Source organism: Micromonospora sp. WMMD1128, from assembly GCF_027497235.1.
Lineage (GTDB): Bacteria > Actinomycetota > Actinomycetes > Mycobacteriales > Micromonosporaceae > Micromonospora.
The window spans coordinates 634,679-652,493 of the sequence record NZ_CP114902.1 but is presented as its reverse complement, the minus strand read 5'-3'; the positions used below and the strand labels follow the sequence as shown (position 1 = coordinate 652,493).

The window sequence follows — 17,815 nt, the reverse complement described above, 5'->3', positions numbered from 1 at the left end:
TTGGCCTCCCTCAGGACCGGCGGATGGTGATGTCGCCGTAGGAGGTGCTGCCGCGCACCTCGACGGTTTCCTCGGCGTCGCCGGGCCGGGCGGTGTTCTCCAGCAGGTTGTGCACCTGCCCGAAGCCGGTGTTGACCTCCAGCCACGCGGCGGTGCCCGGCGCGACCCCGACGTCCAGGTCGCCCATGGCCGTGCGGAGCACGACCGAGCCGCGCGCCACCTCGCCGACGCGGATGCCGCCGTTGGAGGTCTTCGCGTCGACGCCCGCGCCCGCGCGGGTGACCTCGACGGCGCCGTTCGCGTTGCGCACCCGCACGTCGCCGCTGGCCGCGTCGATCGTGGTGTTGCCGTTCGAGTTCTTGACCGCCACGGCGCCCTCGACCGCGCCGACCCGGACCGTGCCGGAGCCGGTGGAGATCTCCGCGTCGCCGGTGACCCCGTCGACGGCGACGTGGCCGACACCGGTGTGCAGGCGCAGCGGCCCGGTCCGCTCCAGCCGGACGTCGCCGGTGGTCTTCACCTGGGTCTCACCGAGCCGGCCGGTGCCGCTGACGCCGCCCATCAGCAGGTGCGCGGAGAGCTGGGAGTCGCTCGGCAGCTCGATCGAGACGTCCACCGACCGGCTCTTCTTCGAGAAGTCGAAGGCGCGCCTCGGGCCGGTGACCTGGAGCGCGCCGTTGGCGAAGTCGACGCGTACCTGCGCGGCGGCCTGGACGTCGGATTCGTCGGCGGCGTTGCTCGGGCGGACCTCCACCACGGTGTCGGCGCGGTCGCCGGCGGCGATCCACACGGCGGCGACGCCGAGGTCCATCGTGACGGTGATCGATTCGGGCGTGTCGAAAACAGGCATGGTTGTCCCCGCATTCCGGGTCGTTGGGTCGTCCCCGCAGGTCAGGGGGACGTGAGAGGTGCGGTGTGGTCTAGTGCACCCAGCCGGTCAGGCGCTGCTGGGACCGCTTGCCGCCGTGACGCGGCTCGGGACGCGACTCCCGGTCGGCCCGGGGCAGGCCGGCGGCGGCGGCCCGGACCAGCCAGGCGTTGACCGATCGTCCCTCCGCCGCCGCGGCCTCCTCGACCGCGGCCTTGAGCTGCTCGGGCATGCGGACGTTGATCCGGGCGACCGGACCGTCCTCGGCGATCGGCAGGTCGATGTCGGGCGCCGCGCTGTCCCCGGTCGCGGCGGGAAGCGGCTCGGCGGGCGGCACCGTGACGACGAAGTCCGGGTCCCGGCCGCGCAGGCGCAGCTCCACCGAGCCCGGGGCCAGTTCCCGGGTGATCTCGTCGGCGGCGGCCGACAGCGCGTCCAGCAGGGTCATCCGGATCGCCGACTCCAGCGGCCCGGTCAGGCGCTCGACCAGCGCACGCGATTCTTCACCGCCGGCTTCGGCGAGGGCGGCGAACTCCCGCCCGAGGTTGCTCACATACGAGGTCAAGTCCATGGCACTACTGTGGCACACAGGATGGCACCACGGCAAGCCTAGATGGCATCACTTTGGCACGCGGTGACATCGGTGCAAGGAATCGTTGCTGCTCAAACGTCGTCCATTCCGTGGCGTCATCGTGAGGCCACGGCGGCATTCGCCGGTGCCGCAACGCTGGCATTGCCCATCCGGCACGCCGGCAGGATGAGCGCGCAGGCCGGGCCGTTGCCGAGCGCTAGCATGAGGTCATGACTGCGGTGCCCGAGTGGATGCGCCCGCCTCGCCCGGAGGGCTGGTACTCCGAGGACTTGGACCAGCTCACCGAAGCACCGCGTCACACCGAACTCATCGACGGAGCACTCGTCTTCATGATGTCTCCCCAACGGGTCTGGCACGCCCGGATGGTCACCGCGCTGGTGAACGCCCTGACGGAGCAGGCACCGACCGGCGTCGAGGTCGACCGGGAGATCACGATCCGGCTCGACAGATGGAATCGCCCCGAGCCCGATCTACTTGCCACGACGGCGCCCTACGACCCGTCCCGCACCTTCTACACGCCCGAGGAGACGCTCCTGGTCGTGGAGGTGGTCTCGCCCGAGTCGGCGCATCGGGACCGCAGCGTCAAGCTGCGCAAGTACGCGGAAGCGGGTATCGCGAACTACTGGCGGGTCGAGGACGAGGACGGATCACCGGTGGTCCACACCTACGAGATCGACAGCCCCACTCGGTCGTATGCACCGACCGGAATCCATCGACGCGAACTACACACCGCGACGCCGTTTGCGGTCAAGATCGATCTGCTGGGATTGGTGCCCGGCCGCAGTCGCTGAGGGGCGCCGTCGCCGAGCAGGCCATGGCGTCGCCCCTGGAGCGGTGCACCTGCCCCGTGCGCCCACAGCGCCACGCGCCCGCCTTCCGATCGGAGGCGGGCGCGCACGGGCGTGACGATCAGCAACAGGTGGAGGCGGCTCCGCTGGTGGCCGGGGTGCCGCACGCACTCTCGGTGGCTTTGTCCAACTGAGCCGAGTCGGCCTTGACGGTGTAGACCTCCCACGGCTCGTTGCCGGGGCCGCGTACCCAGACCTTGTCCTGGAGGGCGTAGCAGCACTCGGTGTCGTTCTCCTCAAGCGTGATCAGGCTGGAGTCGGGGAGGCGACTGGTCGCGGCGTTGACCTCGGCGGTGCTCGCCACCTCGACGCCCAGGTGGTCCATGACGGTGGGCTGGTCGCCCTCGCCTTCGAGGAGGACGAGCTTCAGGGGCGGATTCTCGATCGCGAAGTTGGCGTAGCCGGGGCGACGCTTCGCCGGCTCGACGCCGAAGAGCTTTGCGTAAAAGGCCACGGAGCCTTCGAGGTCGGACACGCGGAGGGCGAGCTGGACACGGGACATGGGTGCCTCCGAATTAGATGTTTGTCGAAGCAAGACCCACGTTGCACCCTGTTTTGAATTCTGTCAACCTAGAGGCATGTCGAAACAAGACCTGCCGGTGGTGGCCTGCTGCTCCCCGATCGCGGTCCGCCCGATGGATGCCGAGCAGGCGGCGGTGGTCGCGCCGATGTTCAAGGCCCTGGGCGACCCGGTCCGGCTGCGGCTGATGTCGATGATCGCCTCGGTGCCCGAGATGTGCGTCTGCGACCTGACCCCGGCGTTCGACCTCTCCGGGCCGACCATCTCCCACCACCTGAAGGTGCTGCGCGAGGCTGGCCTGGTCGACTCGGAGCGCCGCGGCACGTGGGTGTGGTACCGGGTGCGGCCGGAGGCGTTCCGCCAGCTCGGCGCGCTGCTCGACATCTCCGCCGCCCCCACCGGCACCGTCGCGTGAGCCTCGCCCTGCCCCGGCGGGCCTCGGCGGAGTTCGCCGGCACCGCCCTGCTCGTCGCCGCCGTGGTCGGCTCCGGGATCGCCGCCGCCCGGCTCTCCCCCGCCGACACCGGTCTCCAACTGCTGGAGAACGCGATCGCCACCGCCCTGGCGCTGGGTGCGTTGATCCTGATCTTCGGGCCGGTGTCCGGGGCGCACTTCAACCCGGTCGTCTCCGCCGTCGACTGGTGGCTCGGTCGCCGCGCCGGCACCGGCCTCACCGGCCGGGACCTCGCCGTCTACGCCGTCGCCCAGACCGTGGGTGCCATCGCCGGCGCGGTGCTGGCCGACCTGATGTTCGGTCTCCCGGCCGTGGCCTGGTCGCGCACCGGCCGGGCCGGAGGGAATCTGTGGCTGGCCGAAGTGGTCGCCACCACCGGCCTGATCCTCCTGGTCTTCGCCCTCGCCCGATCCGGCCGCACCGCCGCCGCGCCGGCCGCCGTGGGCGCCTGGATCGGGGCCGCCTACTGGTTCACCTCGTCGACGTCGTTCGCCAATCCGGCCGTCACCATCGGCCGAGCCTTCACCGACACCTTCGCCGGCATCGCCCCGGCGTCCGTGCCCGGCTTCGTCGCCGCCCAGCTCGTCGGCGGCCTGGTCGCCACCGCCGCCCTCGCCGTCTGGTACCCGCACGCCGCCGACACGGCTGACGCCGTGGTCGTGCCCCACCTCGCCCCGGAGGCCGAAGCCCGATGAGCAACAAGCCCAGCGTCCTGTTCGTCTGCGTCCACAACGCCGGCCGCTCCCAGATGGCCGCCGGCTGGCTGCGTCACCTCGCCGGCGACACCGTCGAGGTCCGTTCCGCCGGCAGCGAGCCGGCCGACCGGATCAACCCCGTCGCCGTCGAGGCCATGCGCGAGGTCGGCATCGACATCACCGACCAGACGCCCGCCAAGCTCACCTGGGATACGGCCGAAGCCAGCGACGTCATCGTCACCATGGGATGCGGCGACGCCTGCCCGGTGTTTCCCGGTAAGCGCTACGAGGACTGGACGCTCACCGACCCCGCCGGCCAGCCCCTGGACGTCGTCCGTCAGGTGCGCGACGACATCCGTACCCGGGTCCAGAAGCTCGTCGACGACCTCCGCTCGTAGTCCTCGGCGACGTGCGGCCGGCCTGGCCGATCCCCCGGCGGTGAGTCGTTCGACCGGTCCGGCGGTTCAGGTAGACCTTGGAAGAAATTGGCCCCTGGAGGGGCCTTCCGCTTCCAAGATCTCGCACCAGGAAACGGTCAGCCGTCTCGGGTCACCCTGAGCTGGCGCGCATGCCGTAGCGTCGATGGCATGGCGACGGTGGTGGTATCGCTCCTGGTGCTCGTGGTGTTGGTGCTCACGGCTGCCGTCTTCGCGACCCGTTGATCATGAAGTTAGCGGTAACATCTGGCGCCGCCAACTTCATGATCAGTTGGGCTTTGGTGGGCGACAATCCACGGGAGGCGAGCACTGCCGCCAAGCTGCCCGGTCGGCGAGAGTTGATCGGGCACTACGGCGTGACCGAGCCCGTGATCGACCGCGCCATGCAGGTGCTACGGATCAAGGGCATGACCGAGACGCTGCCCGGCGTAGGCGTGTTCGTCGCTGAGTAGACCGGGGTGTTTTCGTGCTCCCGAGCACCACAACCCAAGGCGAGAATTCAGCCTCTTGACCTGCGGAAAAGGCCGGAATCTGGACGTTGAAGCGGAACTCCACCGGGTTGCGTACCGCGCAACGTCGCGCGCTCGACCGACGACGCCCTTGCGAGAGCTCACACCGATACAAGCCGGACACGGTCGCCGCAGAGCTTGGCCATGTCGTCGATGCCGGAAGTCAACATGGCCACAGGGCGATGCTGTCGCAACGCCGCCTCGGCGACTGCCGCATCAATCGCGTACTTGTGCCCATGCAGACCGGCATCCATCAGCAGCTTCGACGCCGCCCTTGCTTCCTCGTCGCCAACTGGAATCACTCGCAATCCGGAAAGCACCCAGTTCAGGCGAGTCTTGTTCGTGCGGGCATGAGCGACCTCGATGATGGTGAGTGCGCTGATCACGGCCTCCATGCCACGCGAGCGCGCCTCGGCGATCAGTGCCACCACCTGCTCGTCGTCGGAGAGCAGCTTCGAGAGCCCTTCGCTGTCGAGGACGAGCGTCCCCTCGTGGATCAGCTTGCGACGGGCCACTCGTTCTCCTCGGCGAACACCTCGTCGAAAACCTGCCGCGCCCGCTGGCGAGCCTTCTCGGAGACCGGCCCCTTACGGCTCTCGTAGTCGGCCAGGTATTCGTCGAGCACCTGGCCGCGCAGCTCCCGCTCGACCGCCTCGGCAATGAACGCGGAGAACTCCCGCTTGCCCACCCGCGCCCGGATCGCCTCAGCCGTCCCCTCGGGCAGCGACAGGCTCACCCGCGTCGCAGGTCCTTCGCCGATGCCGTAGGCCGCTTCACTCATCACCACAGTGTGTCAAACGAGTAGGAAAGATGCCACGACCTGCGCGGCGGACGCCGAACCGGAATCAGACGTTGAAGCGGAACTCCACCACGTCGCCGTCCTGCATGACGTACTCCTTGCCCTCGATCCGGACCTTGCCGGCGGCCTTCGCCGCCGCCATCGATCCGGCCGCGACCAGGTCGTCGTAGGAGACCACCTCGGCCTTGATGAAGCCGCGCTGGAAGTCGCTGTGGATCACCCCGGCAGCCTCCGGCGCGGTCGCCCCGATCGACACGGTCCAGGCCCGCGCCTCCTTGGGGCCGGCGGTGAGGTACGTCTGGAGCCCGAGCGTCCGGAAGCCCACCCGGACGAGTTGGTCCAGCCCCGGCTCGGACTGCCCGATCGACTCCAGCAGCTCGCGGGCCTCGTCCTCGGGCAGGTCCACCAGTTCCGACTCGATCTTGGCGTCCATGAAGACCGCCTCGGCGGGCGCGACCAGGGCGCGCAGCTCGTCGAGGAACGCGGCGTTGCCCAGCTCGGCCTCGTCGACGTTGAAGACGTAGATGAACGGCTTGGTGGTGAGCAGGTGCAGCTCGCGCAGGTGCTCCAGCTCGACCTTGGCGGCGGCGGCGCCCGCGTACAGGGTGATGCCGTTGTCGAGGACCTCGGCGGCCTTCTTCGCGGCCTCGACGGCGGCGGCCCGGTCCTTGCGGAGCTTGGCCTCCTTCTCCAGTCGGGGCAGCGCCTTCTCCAGCGTCTGGAGGTCGGCCAGGATCAGCTCGGTGTTGATCGTCTCGATGTCGTCGGCCGGGGAGACCTTGCCGTCGACGTGCACCACGTTCGGGTCGGAGAAGGCGCGCACCACCTGGCAGATCGCCGAGGCGTCGCGGATGTTGGCCAGGAACGCGTTGCCCCGGCCCTGCCCCTTGGAGGCGCCCCGGACCAGGCCGGCGATGTCGACGAACGAGACCGGCGCCGGCAGCACCTTCTGCGAGGAGAAGATCTCGGCGAGCTTGCCCAGGCGTTCGTCGGGGAGCCCGACCACGCCGACGTTCGGCTCGATGGTGGCGAACGGGTAGTTCGCGGCGAGCACGTCGTTCTTGGTAAGCGCGTTGAACAGGGTGCTCTTGCCCACGTTGGGCAGGCCGACGATGCCGATGGTGAGACTCACGACGAGCCAGCTTACGCGGTCGGTCGGCCGTCCGGCCCGGTGGGCAGCAGCCGGGGTTCGATCCGCGTCTCCCGCACCGTGCCGTCCTCGGCGCGGACCAGCTCGTACGCGGCCACGCCGGCCCGGTCGGCCACCGCCTCGACCATCCGGGTGCCCCGGTAGACCAGCCCGACGCCGTCGTCGGTGCAGTGGCTGGTCGGCAGCGTGCCGTCGGCGACCAGCCGGTGCATCAGCGGCCGGCGCTGCTCCTCGCTGTCGTAGTGCACGCCGTTGCCGTACGGCAGCCAGGCCAGCCCGTCGGTGAAGGGCCGCAGGTCCGGGCCGTAGCTGTCGGTGGCGCCGCCGACGTGCCAGCAGATCGAGCCGGCGGAGACGCCGGCCAGCACCACGCCGGCCTGCCAGCACTCGTGCAGGATCTCCGGCAGGCCGTGCACCTGCCACACCGCGCACAGGTTGGCCACGCTGCCGCCGCCGACCCAGATGATGTCCTGGGCGAGCAGGTGGGCGCGTACGTCCGCGACGTTCGGCATCGGGTAGAGCGCCATGTGGGACGCACGGAACCGGGTGCCGGCGAACGCGCCGTAGAACACGGTGAGGCCGGTGGGCTGGTCGCCGACGGCCTGGCCGAGATAGCAGACCCGGGGCGTGTCGCCGGCCCGCGCCAGCTCGGCCATGTGGTCGAAGAGCTGGCTGGGCCGGGCGTCCCACGGGCCACGACGCCGGCTGACGTAACCCATGCTGGTGGCGACGATTGTCGGTTCGGAGGCGGGCACGGGCGTCCTTCCGGCTGAAGACGGTGGCGATCATTGTGCCCCGCCCGACGCCGACTCCGCCGCTTCGGCCCGCCGGGGGCGGCACCGGTCAGCGGACGGGCAGATGCCGGTGGTCGTCGGTGGTCACCGCGGCGGGCCGCGCGTCGGGCGGCAGCTCCGCCGCCGCGGCGAGCGGCAGGGTGAACCGGTGCGCGGCGGCCTTGCTGGTGTGCGACTGGTCGAGCAGCCAGCGCACCTCGTCGACGGTCCAGCCGAGGCCGGACCGGGCGGCGATCTCCCGGACCAGGCGCAGGCCGACGCGGGTGTCGTCGTCGTAGAAGCGCATGCACCAGTGGTGCGCCCACATGCCGAGCGCACGCAGCCCGGCCGGGTCGAGGGAACCGGCCAGGCGCCCGCAGGCGGTGTCGGCGAAGGGCCGCCCGGGGTCGCCGGCCCGGTCCCGCTCGATCGCGCCGTAGGCGGCCGGTGCCACCGCCCGCATCCGGTCGTAGAAGCCCTGCACCACCGCGGCGTCGATTCGTGCTCGCCCCGATCGCATATGCCCCGCACCTCTTCTTGAGTTGGTGGCGGGACGGTACCGACCACTTACGACACTTTCCGATCCGCCCGCGAAGATCGCCGCCACCTCGCCGAGGTGGCGGCATCCGGGGGCCGGGGATCACGCCACTTCGCCGAGCTGGCGCAACTGCCCCGTGTCACGTCCGATTCCCGCCAGCCCAGCGCGTGGCCTGCGAGGCAGTATCGGTGTCATGGAGCTGGACTTCGAGCGGTGCTACCGGGCCGTCGACAGCCGCGACCCGCGGTTCGACGGCTGGTTCTACACCGGCGTGACGTCGACCGGGATCTACTGCCGGCCGTCCTGTCCGGCGATGACGCCGAAGCGGCAGAATGTCCGGTTCTTTCCGTCGGCCGCCGCCGCGCAGGGCGCCGGGCTGCGCGCCTGCCGTCGGTGCCGGCCGGACGCCGCGCCGGGCTCGCCGCACTGGGACGTCCGGGCCGATCTGGTCGGTCGCGCGATGCGGCTGATCGCCGACGGCGTGGTCGACCGGGACGGCGTGCCCGGCCTGGCCACCCGGCTAGGCTACACCGAACGGCACCTGCACCGGATGCTCCGGGCCGAGCTGGGCGCCGGCCCGCTGGCGCTGGCCCGGGCGCAGCGTGCGCAGACCGCCCGGATCCTGGTCGAGACCACCGGCCTCGGCCTGGCCGAGGTGGCGTTCGCCGCTGGGTTCGGCAGCGTGCGGCAGTTCAACGACACGATCCGCGAGGTGTACGGCGTCACCCCGTCCGAGCTGCGGGTCGCCCGGAGCAGCCGGCAACCGCCCGGCGGGGCCGGCACCATCTCACTGCGCCTGGCCTACCGGCCACCGCTGCACGCCGGCGCGCTGCTGGACTTCCTCGCGCTCCGCGCGCTACCAGGCGTCGAGGAGGTCCGCGACGGGGCGTACCACCGGGGCCTGCGGCTGCCGCACGGACCCGGCACGGCGGTGCTGACCCCGGCCGACGGGCACGTCGCGGCCACGCTGCGGCTGGCCGACATGCGCGACCTGGCGCCCGCGGTGGCCCGCTGCCGGCGCCTGCTCGACCTGGACGCCGACCCGGTCGCGGTGGACGCCACCCTCGCCGACGACCCGGCCCTGGCCCCGGCGGTCGCCGCCGAGCCCGGCGTCCGGCTGCCGCACACGGTGGACGGCTTCGAGACGGCCGTCCGCGCCGTCACCACCCAGCAGGTGTCGCTCCGGTCGGCCCGGACCACGCTCACCCGCCTGATCGCCGGCGCCCGCCCCGCCGACGGCCCGGTCGCCGGCGGGCCACCGGGCGGTCCGCGGGCGTTTCCCACCCCGGCGGAGGTGCTCGCGGCGCCGGATGAGGCGTTCCGGATGCCGGCGGCCCGGCGGGCGACGATCCGGGCGGTGGCCCGGGCCGTCGCGGACGGCGAGCTGGACCTCGAACCCGGCGGCGACCGCGAGGAGGCGGCCCGGCACCTGGCCGCTCTGCCAGGCGTCGGGCCGTGGACCGCGGGCTACCTGGCCATGCGGGCGCTCGGCGATCCCGACGTCATCCTCGCCACCGACCTGGGCGTACGCCGCGGCGCCGCCGCGCTCGGCCTGCCCGACGACCCGAAGACCCTGACCGCGTACGCGGACCGCTGGCGCCCCTGGCGGTCCTACGCGACGATCCGACTCTGGAGAGCGGCATGACCACTGTGGACAGCACCGTCGTCGACACCCCCGCCGGGCCGCTGAGCGTGCTCGCCGGGCCCAACGGCGCGGTACGCGCGGCCGGCTTCACCGCCGACCCGACGGCCCTGGTGCCGTTGACGCATCCGAGCCTGCGCGGCGACCTGCGGGAGCGGGCCGACCTGGGTCCGGTGACCGCCGCGGTGCGGGCCTACCTCGACGGCGATCTGGTCGCGCTCGACGCGGTCGAGGTGGAGCAGCACACCGACGGCTTGTTCCTGACGCACGCCTGGCAGGTGCTGCGGCACGTCAAACCGGGCGACCCGGTGACCTACACCGGGTTCGCCGCGCTGGCCGGTCGACCGGCCGCGATCCGCGCCGCCGCGGCGGCCTGCGCCCGCAATGCCGCCGCGCTCTTCGTGCCCTGCCACCGGGTGCTGCGCACCGACGGGACGCTCGGCGGCTACCGCTGGGGGCTGGACGTGAAGAAGTGGCTTCTCGGGCATGAGGGACGGGTGACGGCTAGCTGACCCCGAGTGTCTCCCCCGGCCGCTACCGTCGGCTGGTGCCCGCGCCCAGCGACAGCAATGCCGCGGCGCATCCCGACGCCCGGTCCCAGCCGCTGCGCAACCTCTGGCGGCTGCGGCCCTACCTGCGCCCGTACGCGACGGAGTTCGCCTGGCTGCTTGTCGCGGCGCTGGCCGCGACCGCGGCGAGCCTGGCGGTCCCGCTCGTGGTGCAGCGGGTGGTGGACGGGCCGGTGGCCCGGCACGACGGGGCCGGGTTGCTGCGGCTCGGCGGCCTGGCGCTGCTGCTCGGCGTCGCCGAGGCGGTGCTGATCTTCATCCGGCGGTGGACGCAGTCGTCCTCCTCGGTGGGCATGGAGGCCGCCATCCGGGCCGACCTCTACGCCCACCTGCAACGGCTGCCGCCCAGCTTCCACGACCGCTGGCAGTCCGGCCAGCTGCTCTCCCGGGTGACGAGCGACCTCTCGGTGATCCGCCGGTTCCTCTCCTTCGGGCTGCTCTTCCTGGTGCTCAACCTGACCACCTACGCCGCCGTGGTGGTGTTGCTGATCCGGCTGCACCTCTGGCTGGGCCTGCTGGTGGCGGCAAGCGCCGTGCCGCTGTTCCTGATCAGCCGCCGGTTCGCCCGGCACTACCACGCCGCCTCCCGCCGCATGCAGGACCAGCAGGGCGACGTGGCGACACTCGTCGAGGAGACCGCGCAGGGGCTGCGCACCATGCGGGCGTACGGGCGGGGTCCGGAGCTGGCGGCCCGGTTCGCCGTCGGCGCCCGCCGGCTGCACGACACCGGGATCGGCAAGGCCCGGTTGCTGGCCCGTACCTCCGCGCTGTTCGACCTCGTGCCCAACCTGACCCTCGGCGCGGTCCTGGTCGCCGGCGCCGCCGCCGTGGCCGGAGGCGCGCTCACCATCGGGCAACTCGTCGCCTTCGTCAGCCTCCAGCTCATGCTGATCTGGCCGGTGCAGTCGCTCGGCTGGATCATCGCGAATGGGCAGGAGGCCGCCACCGCCGCCGACCGCATCCAGGAGGTTCTCGACACCCGCCCGGCCATCGTGGACGGACCGCGCGCCCGGACGCTGAACCGGTCGCAGGTGCGCGGACGGCTCCGGTTCGAGCGGGTGACCTTTCGTTACCCCGGCGCGCCCACCCCGATCCTGCACGAGCTGGACCTGACCGTCGAGCCGGGCGAGACGCTCGCGCTCGTCGGCGCCACCGGCTGCGGCAAGAGCACGCTGCTCTCGCTTGTCCCCCGGCTGCACGAGGTGACCGGCGGCCGGCTCACGCTCGACGGGCACGACGTGCGCGACCTGCGGCTCGGCTCGCTGCGCCAGCTTGTCGGGGTGGCCTTCGAGGAGCCGACCCTGTTCTCCATGTCGGTGCGGGAAAACCTCACCCTGGGCCGGCCGGACGCCGGCGAGGAGGAGATCCGGGCCGCGCTGACGCTGGCGCAGGCGGACTTCGCGTACGAGCTGCCGTGGGGGCTTGCCACCCGGATCGGCGAGCAGGGGCTGTCGCTCTCCGGCGGGCAGCGGCAGCGGCTGGCGCTGGCCCGGGTGGTCCTCGGCCGACCCGCCCTGCTGGTCCTCGACGACCCGCTCTCCGCGCTCGACGTGCACACCGAGGCGCTAGTCGAGGCCGCCCTGCGACAGGTGCTGCACGACACCACGGCCCTGCTCGTGGTGCACCGGCCCTCCACGGTGACGCTCGCCGACCGGGTGGCGCTGCTCGACGGCGGCCGGATCGTCGCCGTCGGCACCCACTCCGAGATGCTGGCCGGGGTGCCGGCCTACCGCGCGGTGCTCTCCGCCGAGCCGGAACGCCGGCCGGGCGGCGTCGGCCTGGTGCGGTCGTGACCGGCCGCGTCCCGCGATCCCGCCGCCGCGACGCCGCCCCGCGCGACCCCCCGGCCGACCCGGATGCCGAGCTGGCCCGGTGGCGGGGCCTGGCCACCGACCCGGACGCCGACCGCAGCCGCGCCGAGGACTCGTCCCCGGCGGCGGTGACCCGGCTCCGCGCCCGCAGTCGGCTCCTGCTGCGCCGCCTGCTGCGCCCGCACCGACGCCCGCTGGCGGCGGCGGTGGCGCTGCTGCTGGCCCAGAACGCCGCCGCGATGACCGGCCCGTACCTGGTCATGCTCGGCATCGACCGGGGCATCGGGCCGCTACGGGCCGGCGACCCCGGCCCGCTAGTCGCGGTCGCCGCCGCGTTCGTCGTCGCCACCGCCGTCGAGTACGCGGCCCGGCGCGCGTTCCTCGCCCTCGCCGCCCGGATCGGCCAGGCCGTCCTGCTCGACCTCCGCCGCCGGGTGTACGCGCACTTCCTCCGCCTCGACGTCGGCTTCCACGAGCGCTACACGTCCGGCCGGATGGTGTCCCGGCTGACGAGCGACCTGGAGTCGATCGGCGAGCTGGTGGACGGCGGGATCGACCGGCTGGTGATGGCCGTGCTGTCGGTGCTGTCGGTGGCGGGCATCCTGCTCTGGCTGGACCTGCCGCTGGCCGCGGTCACCCTGTTCGCCTTCCCGTTCCTGTTCTGGCTGTCCCGCTGGTTCGCCCGCGCCTCCGCCGGGGCGTACCGGCGCACCCGGGAGGCCGTGGCGCTCGTCATCGTGCACTTCGTCGAGTCGCTGCGCGGGATCCGGGCGGTGCAGGCGTACCGCCGCGAGACCCGCAACCAGCGCATCTTCGACGCGGTGAACGACGACTACCGGCGGGCCAGCCTCAGCGCGTTCCGGCTGATCGCGATCTACTCGCCGGGCATCCGGCTGATCGGCAACCTCACCGCCGCGACGGTGCTGGCGTACGGCGGTTGGCGGGTGCTGGGCGGCCACACCGAGGTCGGCGTGCTCGCCGCGTTCCTGCTCTACCTGCGCCGCTTCTTCGAGCCGATGGAGGAACTGAGCCAGTTCTACAACTCGCTCCAGTCGGCGACCGCGGCGCTGGAGAAGCTGGCCGGGGTGCTTGACGAGCGCCCGGCGGTGGCCGAACCGGTACGGCCGGTGCCACTGCCCGCCGGGCCGCCGCGCGGCGCGGTCGACTTCCGCTCGGTCTCCTTCGGCTACCGGCCGGACACGCCGATCCTGTCCGGCCTGGAACTGACCGTACCGGCCGGGCAGACCGTCGCGCTGATCGGGCCCACCGGCGCCGGCAAGTCCACGGTCGCCAAGCTGCTGGCCCGCTTCCACGACCCGGACGCCGGCGCGGTCCGCCTGGACGGGATCGACCTGCGCGACCTGGCCGACGCCGAGCTGCGCCGGGCGGTGGTGCTCGTCACCCAGGAAACCCACCTGTTCAGCGGCACCGTCGCGGAGAACATCCGGTTCGGCCGCCCGGACGCCGACGACGCCGCCGTGGTCGCCGCCGCCCGGGCCATCGGCGCGCACGAGTTCATCGCCGCGCTACCCGACGGGTACGCCACCGACGTGCACCGGCGCGGCGGCCGGCTCTCCGCCGGGCAGCGGCAACTCGTCGCGTTCGCCCGGGCGTTCCTGGCCGACCCCCGGGTGCTGATCCTCGACGAGGCCACCTCCTCACTGGACGTGCCGACCGAACGGCTGGTGCAGCGGGCGTTGCGGAACGTGCTGTGCGACCGGACCGCGCTGGTGATCGCACACCGGCTCTCCACCGTGGAGATCGCCGACCGGGTGCTGGTGCTGGACGCCGGCGGCATCGTCGAGGACGGCTCCCCCGCCGAGCTGGCCGCCGCCGACGGCCGCTACGCCGCCCTGCACCGCCAGTGGCGCGACTCCCTGCTCTGAGCGCGAGGCGCGAGGCGCGAGGCGCGAGTAGATCTTGGTACGAAACGGCCCCCATAGGGGCACTTTCCTACCAAGATCTCCGCAGATCTCAAGATGTGGGTGGCCAATCCCACCCCTGCCGCTCTGGGGCGGAGTTGCTCACCGTGCGAAAGCTCGGTCAGCCCACGGGACCGATCTGCTTGGCCAGGTCGACGAAGCCCTGCCAGGATTCCGGCCCGAAGGTCAGCGTTCCGCCGTCACGGTCCTTGGTGTCCCGGACCAGGACGATGCCCGGGAGGTTGTCGGCGACCTCGACACATGAGCCACCGTTGTTGCCGCTCTTCGTGCTCTTACGCCACTGCGCACCACTCATGCCACCAGATTACCCAGCGTGACGTCCATTCGCCGCAGAGGCATGGCGCTCGAACGTGTTTCTCCTTCGATGGCGACGCGCCGAGGAGCGAGAGCCACGCACGCCACGGGCCTCGGGACGGATTCCGCTGTCGCGGAGCCAGGCAGCCGGACGGCCTACGCCTCGTCGTCAACCTCACCGAGATGCGGGCGGTGCTCTCGAATCCAAGCCTCGACATCGGCCTTCAGCCAGACAGCGCCCATGCCCAGCCGGTCGTACGGCTTCGGGAAGTCGGGCCGGTCGATGATCTGCCGAGCCCGCTGGCGACTGACGCCCAGCCGGGCCGTGATCTCGCCCGCCCCGTACAGGTGGCGTGGCACGGCCGCAGGGTAGCCAGAAGTGAAGTAGTCAAACCACATCTCGGCTTAGTGCAGGTTGCACCTTAACAACGGGCGAGCCGGAGGCGACGCTCAAGCGATGCCGCACAAGACTCCATCTGCGCCCAACCGCCCATCCCGCGCAGTCCGCCCCTTACTCGGTATGGAGTATCGGGGCGACCGGGCAGGGCTCGCGGTCTACATGGCGGGCATGCTGTTCGACGCGACCGGGGATCTACTCAGGCTCAACCCGAACCCCGGCCCACAGCCGGGCGAGATGTTCTCCCGCTTCATCAGTTGGACCGGCCCTGCCGTCCGGTGAGGGCCAGTCCGCCCAGGCTCGGAACCCGAGACGGCCCTTTTGGCCCCAGCGGCACCGGCCGGTTGCCCTGCGAAAGCCGTGGAGTGGCCGGGTGCGGGTGCCTACCATCGGCGGATGACCGACACGACGAGGACCGCCCGCGCCGGCGTCCCTGAGCGGCCGAGCCTGGACGGGCTCGAGGAGACCTGGGCCCGTCGCTGGCAGTCCGACGGCACGTACGCGTTCGACCGCTCGAAGGAGCGCTCCGACGTGTACTCGATCGACACCCCGCCGCCGACCGTGTCGGGCGAGCTGCACATGGGGCACGTCTTCTCCTACACGCACACCGACACGGTGGCCCGATTCCAGCGGATGCGCGGCCGGACCGTGTTCTATCCGCTGGGCTGGGACGACAACGGGCTGCCCACCGAACGCCGGGTGCAGAACGTCTACGGCGTGCGGCCCGACCCGGCGCTGCCGTACGACCCGGGCTGGCGACCGCCGGCCGCCCCGGTCGGCGACGACGCCCGGAAGAACCCGACCGCCATCTCCCGGCGCAACTTCATCGAGCTGTGCGAGACGCTGACCGTGGAGGACGAGAAGGTCTTCGAGGCGCTGTGGCGGCGGCTCGGCCTGTCGGTGGACTGGTCCCTGACGTACACCACGATCGGCCCGGCGGCCCGGGCGGCCAGCCAGCGCGCGTTCCTGCGGAACCTGGCCCGGGGTGAGGCGTACCAGGCGGAGGCGCCGACGCTGTGGGACGTCGGGTTCGGCACCGCGGTCGCCCAGGCGGAGCTGGAGGACCGGGAGCGGCCGGGCGCCTACCACCGGCTGCGGTTCGCCGGGCCGGGCGGGCGCGAGGTGCTGATCGACACCACCCGGCCGGAGCTGCTGCCGGCCTGCGTGGCGCTTGTCTGTCACCCCGACGACGAGCGCTACGCGGACCTGGTCGGCACGGCTGCGCGTACCCCGGTGTTCGGAGTCCGGGTGCCGGTGCGCGCGCACCCGCTGGCGGACCCGGCCAAGGGCACGGGCATCGCGATGGTCTGCACGTTCGGTGACCTGGCGGACGTGACCTGGTGGCGGGAGCTGCGGCTGGACACCCGGGTGGTGGTCGGCCGGGACGGCCGGCTGCTGCCGGAGCCGCCGGCCGGCGTGCCGGCGGAGCCCTACGCGGCGCTGGCCGGGCAGACGGTCAACGGCGCCCGGCGGACGGTCGTGGCGCTGCTGGGCGACGCCGGTGACCTGGTCGGCGAACCGCGCCCGATCACCCACCCGGTGAAGTTCTACGAGCGCGGCGACCGGCCGCTGGAGATCGTGTCGACCCGGCAGTGGTATCTGCGCAACGGCGGCCGGGACGCCGACCTGCGCGACGAGCTGCTGGCCCGCGGGCGCGAGCTGCGCTGGGTGCCGGAGCACATGCGGCACCGCTACGAGCACTGGGTGGGTGGCCTCACCGGCGACTGGCTGGTCAGCCGGCAGCGGTTCTTCGGCGTGCCGGTGCCGGTGTGGTACCGGCTCGACGACGCTGGCGAACCGGACTGGAACCACCCTCTCACACCGGACGAGGCGACGTTGCCGATCGATCCGACGAGCGAGCCGCCGCCCGGATTCACGGAGGGGCAGCGCGGCCGGCCCGGCGGCTTCGCCGGTGATCCGGACGTGCTCGACACCTGGGCCACGTCGTCGCTGACCCCGCAGATCGTCGGCGGCTGGGTGACCGACCCGGACCTGTTCGGCCGGGTCTTCCCGATGGACCTGCGCCCGCAGGGGCACGACATCATCCGGACCTGGCTGTTCGCCACCGTGGTCCGGTCCCATCTGGAGCACGGCGCGCTGCCCTGGCGCACGGCGGTGCTCTCCGGCTGGATCCTCGACCCGGACCGGAAGAAGATGTCCAAGTCCAAGGGGAACGTGGTCACGCCGATGGGGCTGCTGGAGCGGCACGGCTCCGACGCGGTGCGCTACTGGGCCGCGAACGGCAAGCCCGGCATGGACCTGGCGTTCGACCCGGCGCAGGTCAAGGTGGGTCGGCGGCTGGCCACCAAGCTGCTCAACGCGTCCCGCTTCGCGCTCGGGCTGGGCGCCGCCGACGCGCTGCGGGCCCCGGTGACCGAGCCGCTGGACACCGCGATGCTCGCCGAACTGTCCGGCGTGGTCGCGACCGCGACCACCGCCTTCGACGGGTACGACCACACGGCCGCTTTGATGGCCACCGAGGCGTTCTTCTGGCCGTTCTGCGACGACTACATCGAGTTGGTGAAGGAACGCGCCTACGGCGACGGGCCGGCGGCCGACTCGGCGCGGGCGGCGCTGGCGACCGCGCTGTCGGTGCAGTTGCGGCTCTTCGCCCCGGTGCTGCCGTTCGTCACCGAGGAGGTGTGGTCCTGGTGGCGGTACGGCTCGGTGCACCTGTCGACGTGGCCGACCACGTACGAGGTGGGCCACGCGATGGCCGCGCCCGGTGACCCGGAGTTGCTGCGGCTGGCCGCCGACGCGCTGGGGCAGGTCCGGCGGGCCAAGTCGGAACGGAAGCTGTCGATGAAGGCGGACGTGCCGCTGGCCGAGGCGCTCGGGCCGGCGGCCCTGCTCGACCAGCTCACCACGATCGCCGGCGACCTGCGCGCGGCGGGGCGGATCGCCACGCTCGACCTGCTGCCCGACCGCACGCCCGAGCTGGTCATCGCCTGTGCCTTCTAGTCTTTCGCCGGTTAG

19 protein-coding genes and 1 pseudogene are annotated in these 17,815 nt (G+C 72.3%); 10 read left to right on the top strand and 10 right to left on the bottom strand.

Annotated elements, in window-relative coordinates; translation table 11 throughout:
* Positions 1 to 10: 10 nt before the first annotated feature.
* Together O7602_RS03235 and O7602_RS03230 are read right to left on the bottom strand one after the other, a co-directional pair.
* Positions 11 to 850, bottom strand: coding sequence for a DUF4097 family beta strand repeat-containing protein (locus O7602_RS03235; protein ID WP_281586746.1), 840 nt, complete (start codon positions 848 to 850; stop codon positions 11 to 13).
* A gap of 70 nt (positions 851 to 920) precedes the next feature.
* On the bottom strand, positions 921 to 1,439 hold the full coding sequence (locus O7602_RS03230) for a ribbon-helix-helix protein, CopG family (RefSeq protein WP_281586745.1): 519 nt from the start codon (positions 1,437 to 1,439) through the stop codon (positions 921 to 923).
* Between the two features lie 230 nt (positions 1,440 to 1,669).
* Here O7602_RS03230 and O7602_RS03225 point away from each other — a divergent pair, with 230 nt between their 5' ends.
* Positions 1,670 to 2,251: a Uma2 family endonuclease gene (locus O7602_RS03225; RefSeq protein ID WP_281586744.1), complete on the top strand. Its 582-nt coding sequence runs from the start codon at positions 1,670 to 1,672 to the stop codon at positions 2,249 to 2,251.
* A 118-nt stretch (positions 2,252 to 2,369) separates the two neighbouring features.
* Here the strand turns inward: O7602_RS03225 and O7602_RS03220 are convergent, their stop codons facing one another.
* Positions 2,370 to 2,810 (bottom strand): ArsI/CadI family heavy metal resistance metalloenzyme, encoded by a 441-nt coding sequence (locus O7602_RS03220; protein ID WP_281586743.1) that lies wholly within the window; start codon positions 2,808 to 2,810, stop codon positions 2,370 to 2,372.
* A 76-nt stretch (positions 2,811 to 2,886) separates the two neighbouring features.
* Between O7602_RS03220 and O7602_RS03215 the strand changes: the two genes are divergently transcribed.
* From O7602_RS03215 to O7602_RS03200, 4 genes and pseudogenes are all read left to right on the top strand, one after another.
* A complete protein-coding gene (locus O7602_RS03215) occupies positions 2,887 to 3,243 on the top strand; it encodes a metalloregulator ArsR/SmtB family transcription factor (RefSeq protein WP_281586742.1) in 357 nt (118 codons plus the stop codon).
* Positions 3,240 to 3,977 carry an aquaporin gene (locus O7602_RS03210; protein ID WP_281586741.1) on the top strand — a complete coding sequence of 246 codons (738 nt, stop codon included), beginning with the start codon at positions 3,240 to 3,242 and terminating at the stop codon, positions 3,975 to 3,977. The genes O7602_RS03215 and O7602_RS03210 overlap by 4 nt, the downstream gene beginning before the upstream one ends.
* A complete protein-coding gene (locus tag O7602_RS03205; RefSeq protein WP_281586740.1) occupies positions 3,974 to 4,375 on the top strand; it encodes an arsenate reductase ArsC in 402 nt (133 codons plus the stop codon). The genes O7602_RS03210 and O7602_RS03205 overlap by 4 nt, the downstream gene beginning before the upstream one ends.
* Positions 4,376 to 4,728: 353 nt before the next feature.
* Positions 4,729 to 4,866, top strand: a pseudogene (locus tag O7602_RS03200) (GntR family transcriptional regulator); the annotation flags it as partial.
* A 158-nt stretch (positions 4,867 to 5,024) separates the two neighbouring features.
* Here O7602_RS03200 and O7602_RS03195 read toward each other — a convergent pair.
* The 5 genes from O7602_RS03195 to O7602_RS03175 all read right to left on the bottom strand — a co-directional run bounded on the left by O7602_RS03195 (position 5,025) and on the right by O7602_RS03175 (position 8,165).
* Positions 5,025 to 5,438 carry a hypothetical protein gene (locus O7602_RS03195; protein WP_281586738.1) on the bottom strand — a complete coding sequence of 138 codons (414 nt, stop codon included), beginning with the start codon at positions 5,436 to 5,438 and terminating at the stop codon, positions 5,025 to 5,027.
* Positions 5,420 to 5,704, bottom strand: a complete 285-nt coding sequence (locus tag O7602_RS03190; protein ID WP_281586737.1) for a hypothetical protein — start codon at positions 5,702 to 5,704, stop codon at positions 5,420 to 5,422. Before O7602_RS03190 ends, O7602_RS03195 begins: the two co-directional genes overlap by 19 nt.
* 64 nt (positions 5,705 to 5,768) lie before the next feature.
* Positions 5,769 to 6,854, bottom strand: coding sequence for a redox-regulated ATPase YchF (gene ychF / locus O7602_RS03185; protein WP_281586736.1), 1,086 nt, complete (start codon positions 6,852 to 6,854; stop codon positions 5,769 to 5,771).
* Between the two features lie 11 nt (positions 6,855 to 6,865).
* Positions 6,866 to 7,627: a peptidase E gene (locus tag O7602_RS03180; RefSeq protein ID WP_281586735.1), complete on the bottom strand. Its 762-nt coding sequence runs from the start codon at positions 7,625 to 7,627 to the stop codon at positions 6,866 to 6,868.
* 88 nt (positions 7,628 to 7,715) lie between these two features.
* Positions 7,716 to 8,165, bottom strand: coding sequence for a hypothetical protein (locus O7602_RS03175; RefSeq protein WP_281586734.1), 450 nt, complete (start codon positions 8,163 to 8,165; stop codon positions 7,716 to 7,718).
* 211 nt (positions 8,166 to 8,376) lie between these two features.
* Here O7602_RS03175 and O7602_RS03170 point away from each other — a divergent pair, with 211 nt between their 5' ends.
* From O7602_RS03170 to O7602_RS03155, 4 genes are all read left to right on the top strand, one after another.
* The gene (locus O7602_RS03170; RefSeq protein ID WP_281586733.1) at positions 8,377 to 9,828 is read left to right on the top strand and encodes an AlkA N-terminal domain-containing protein; all 1,452 of its coding nucleotides are present in this window, start codon (positions 8,377 to 8,379) and stop codon (positions 9,826 to 9,828) included.
* The gene (locus O7602_RS03165) at positions 9,825 to 10,337 is read left to right on the top strand and encodes a methylated-DNA--[protein]-cysteine S-methyltransferase (protein ID WP_281586732.1); all 513 of its coding nucleotides are present in this window, start codon (positions 9,825 to 9,827) and stop codon (positions 10,335 to 10,337) included. Before O7602_RS03170 ends, O7602_RS03165 begins: the two co-directional genes overlap by 4 nt.
* 35 nt (positions 10,338 to 10,372) lie before the next feature.
* Positions 10,373 to 12,187: an ABC transporter ATP-binding protein gene (locus tag O7602_RS03160; protein ID WP_281586731.1), complete on the top strand. Its 1,815-nt coding sequence runs from the start codon at positions 10,373 to 10,375 to the stop codon at positions 12,185 to 12,187.
* A gap of 71 nt (positions 12,188 to 12,258) precedes the next feature.
* A complete protein-coding gene (locus O7602_RS03155; RefSeq protein ID WP_281590088.1) occupies positions 12,259 to 14,091 on the top strand; it encodes an ABC transporter ATP-binding protein in 1,833 nt (610 codons plus the stop codon).
* Positions 14,092 to 14,248: 157 nt separating this feature from the next.
* Here the strand turns inward: O7602_RS03155 and O7602_RS03150 are convergent, their stop codons facing one another.
* Both O7602_RS03150 and O7602_RS03145 read right to left on the bottom strand, forming a co-directional pair.
* The gene (locus O7602_RS03150) at positions 14,249 to 14,443 is read right to left on the bottom strand and encodes a DUF397 domain-containing protein (RefSeq protein WP_281586730.1); all 195 of its coding nucleotides are present in this window, start codon (positions 14,441 to 14,443) and stop codon (positions 14,249 to 14,251) included.
* Positions 14,444 to 14,598: 155 nt separating this feature from the next.
* A complete protein-coding gene (locus O7602_RS03145; RefSeq protein WP_281586729.1) occupies positions 14,599 to 14,802 on the bottom strand; it encodes a DNA-binding protein in 204 nt (67 codons plus the stop codon).
* 433 nt (positions 14,803 to 15,235) lie between these two features.
* Between O7602_RS03145 and valS the strand changes: the two genes are divergently transcribed.
* Entirely contained in the window at positions 15,236 to 17,800 is a 2,565-nt protein-coding gene (valS, locus tag O7602_RS03140; protein WP_281586728.1) for a valine--tRNA ligase, read from the top strand.
* Positions 17,801 to 17,815: the final 15 nt, after the last annotated feature.

Coding starts and splice junctions, on each gene's coding strand:
- O7602_RS03235 (WP_281586746.1), bottom strand. CDS start 850: ATGCCTGTTTTCGACACGCCCGAATCGATCACCGTCACGATGGACCTC.
- O7602_RS03230 (WP_281586745.1), bottom strand. CDS start 1,439: ATGGACTTGACCTCGTATGTGAGCAACCTCGGGCGGGAGTTCGCCGCC.
- O7602_RS03225 (WP_281586744.1), top strand. CDS start 1,670: ATGACTGCGGTGCCCGAGTGGATGCGCCCGCCTCGCCCGGAGGGCTGG.
- O7602_RS03220 (WP_281586743.1), bottom strand. CDS start 2,810: ATGTCCCGTGTCCAGCTCGCCCTCCGCGTGTCCGACCTCGAAGGCTCC.
- O7602_RS03215 (WP_281586742.1), top strand. CDS start 2,887: ATGTCGAAACAAGACCTGCCGGTGGTGGCCTGCTGCTCCCCGATCGCG.
- O7602_RS03205 (WP_281586740.1), top strand. CDS start 3,974: ATGAGCAACAAGCCCAGCGTCCTGTTCGTCTGCGTCCACAACGCCGGC.
- O7602_RS03190 (WP_281586737.1), bottom strand. CDS start 5,704: ATGAGTGAAGCGGCCTACGGCATCGGCGAAGGACCTGCGACGCGGGTG.
- O7602_RS03175 (WP_281586734.1), bottom strand. CDS start 8,165: ATGCGATCGGGGCGAGCACGAATCGACGCCGCGGTGGTGCAGGGCTTC.
- O7602_RS03170 (WP_281586733.1), top strand. CDS start 8,377: ATGGAGCTGGACTTCGAGCGGTGCTACCGGGCCGTCGACAGCCGCGAC.
- O7602_RS03165 (WP_281586732.1), top strand. CDS start 9,825: ATGACCACTGTGGACAGCACCGTCGTCGACACCCCCGCCGGGCCGCTG.
- O7602_RS03150 (WP_281586730.1), bottom strand. CDS start 14,443: ATGAGTGGTGCGCAGTGGCGTAAGAGCACGAAGAGCGGCAACAACGGT.
- valS (WP_281586728.1), top strand. CDS start 15,236: ATGACCGACACGACGAGGACCGCCCGCGCCGGCGTCCCTGAGCGGCCG.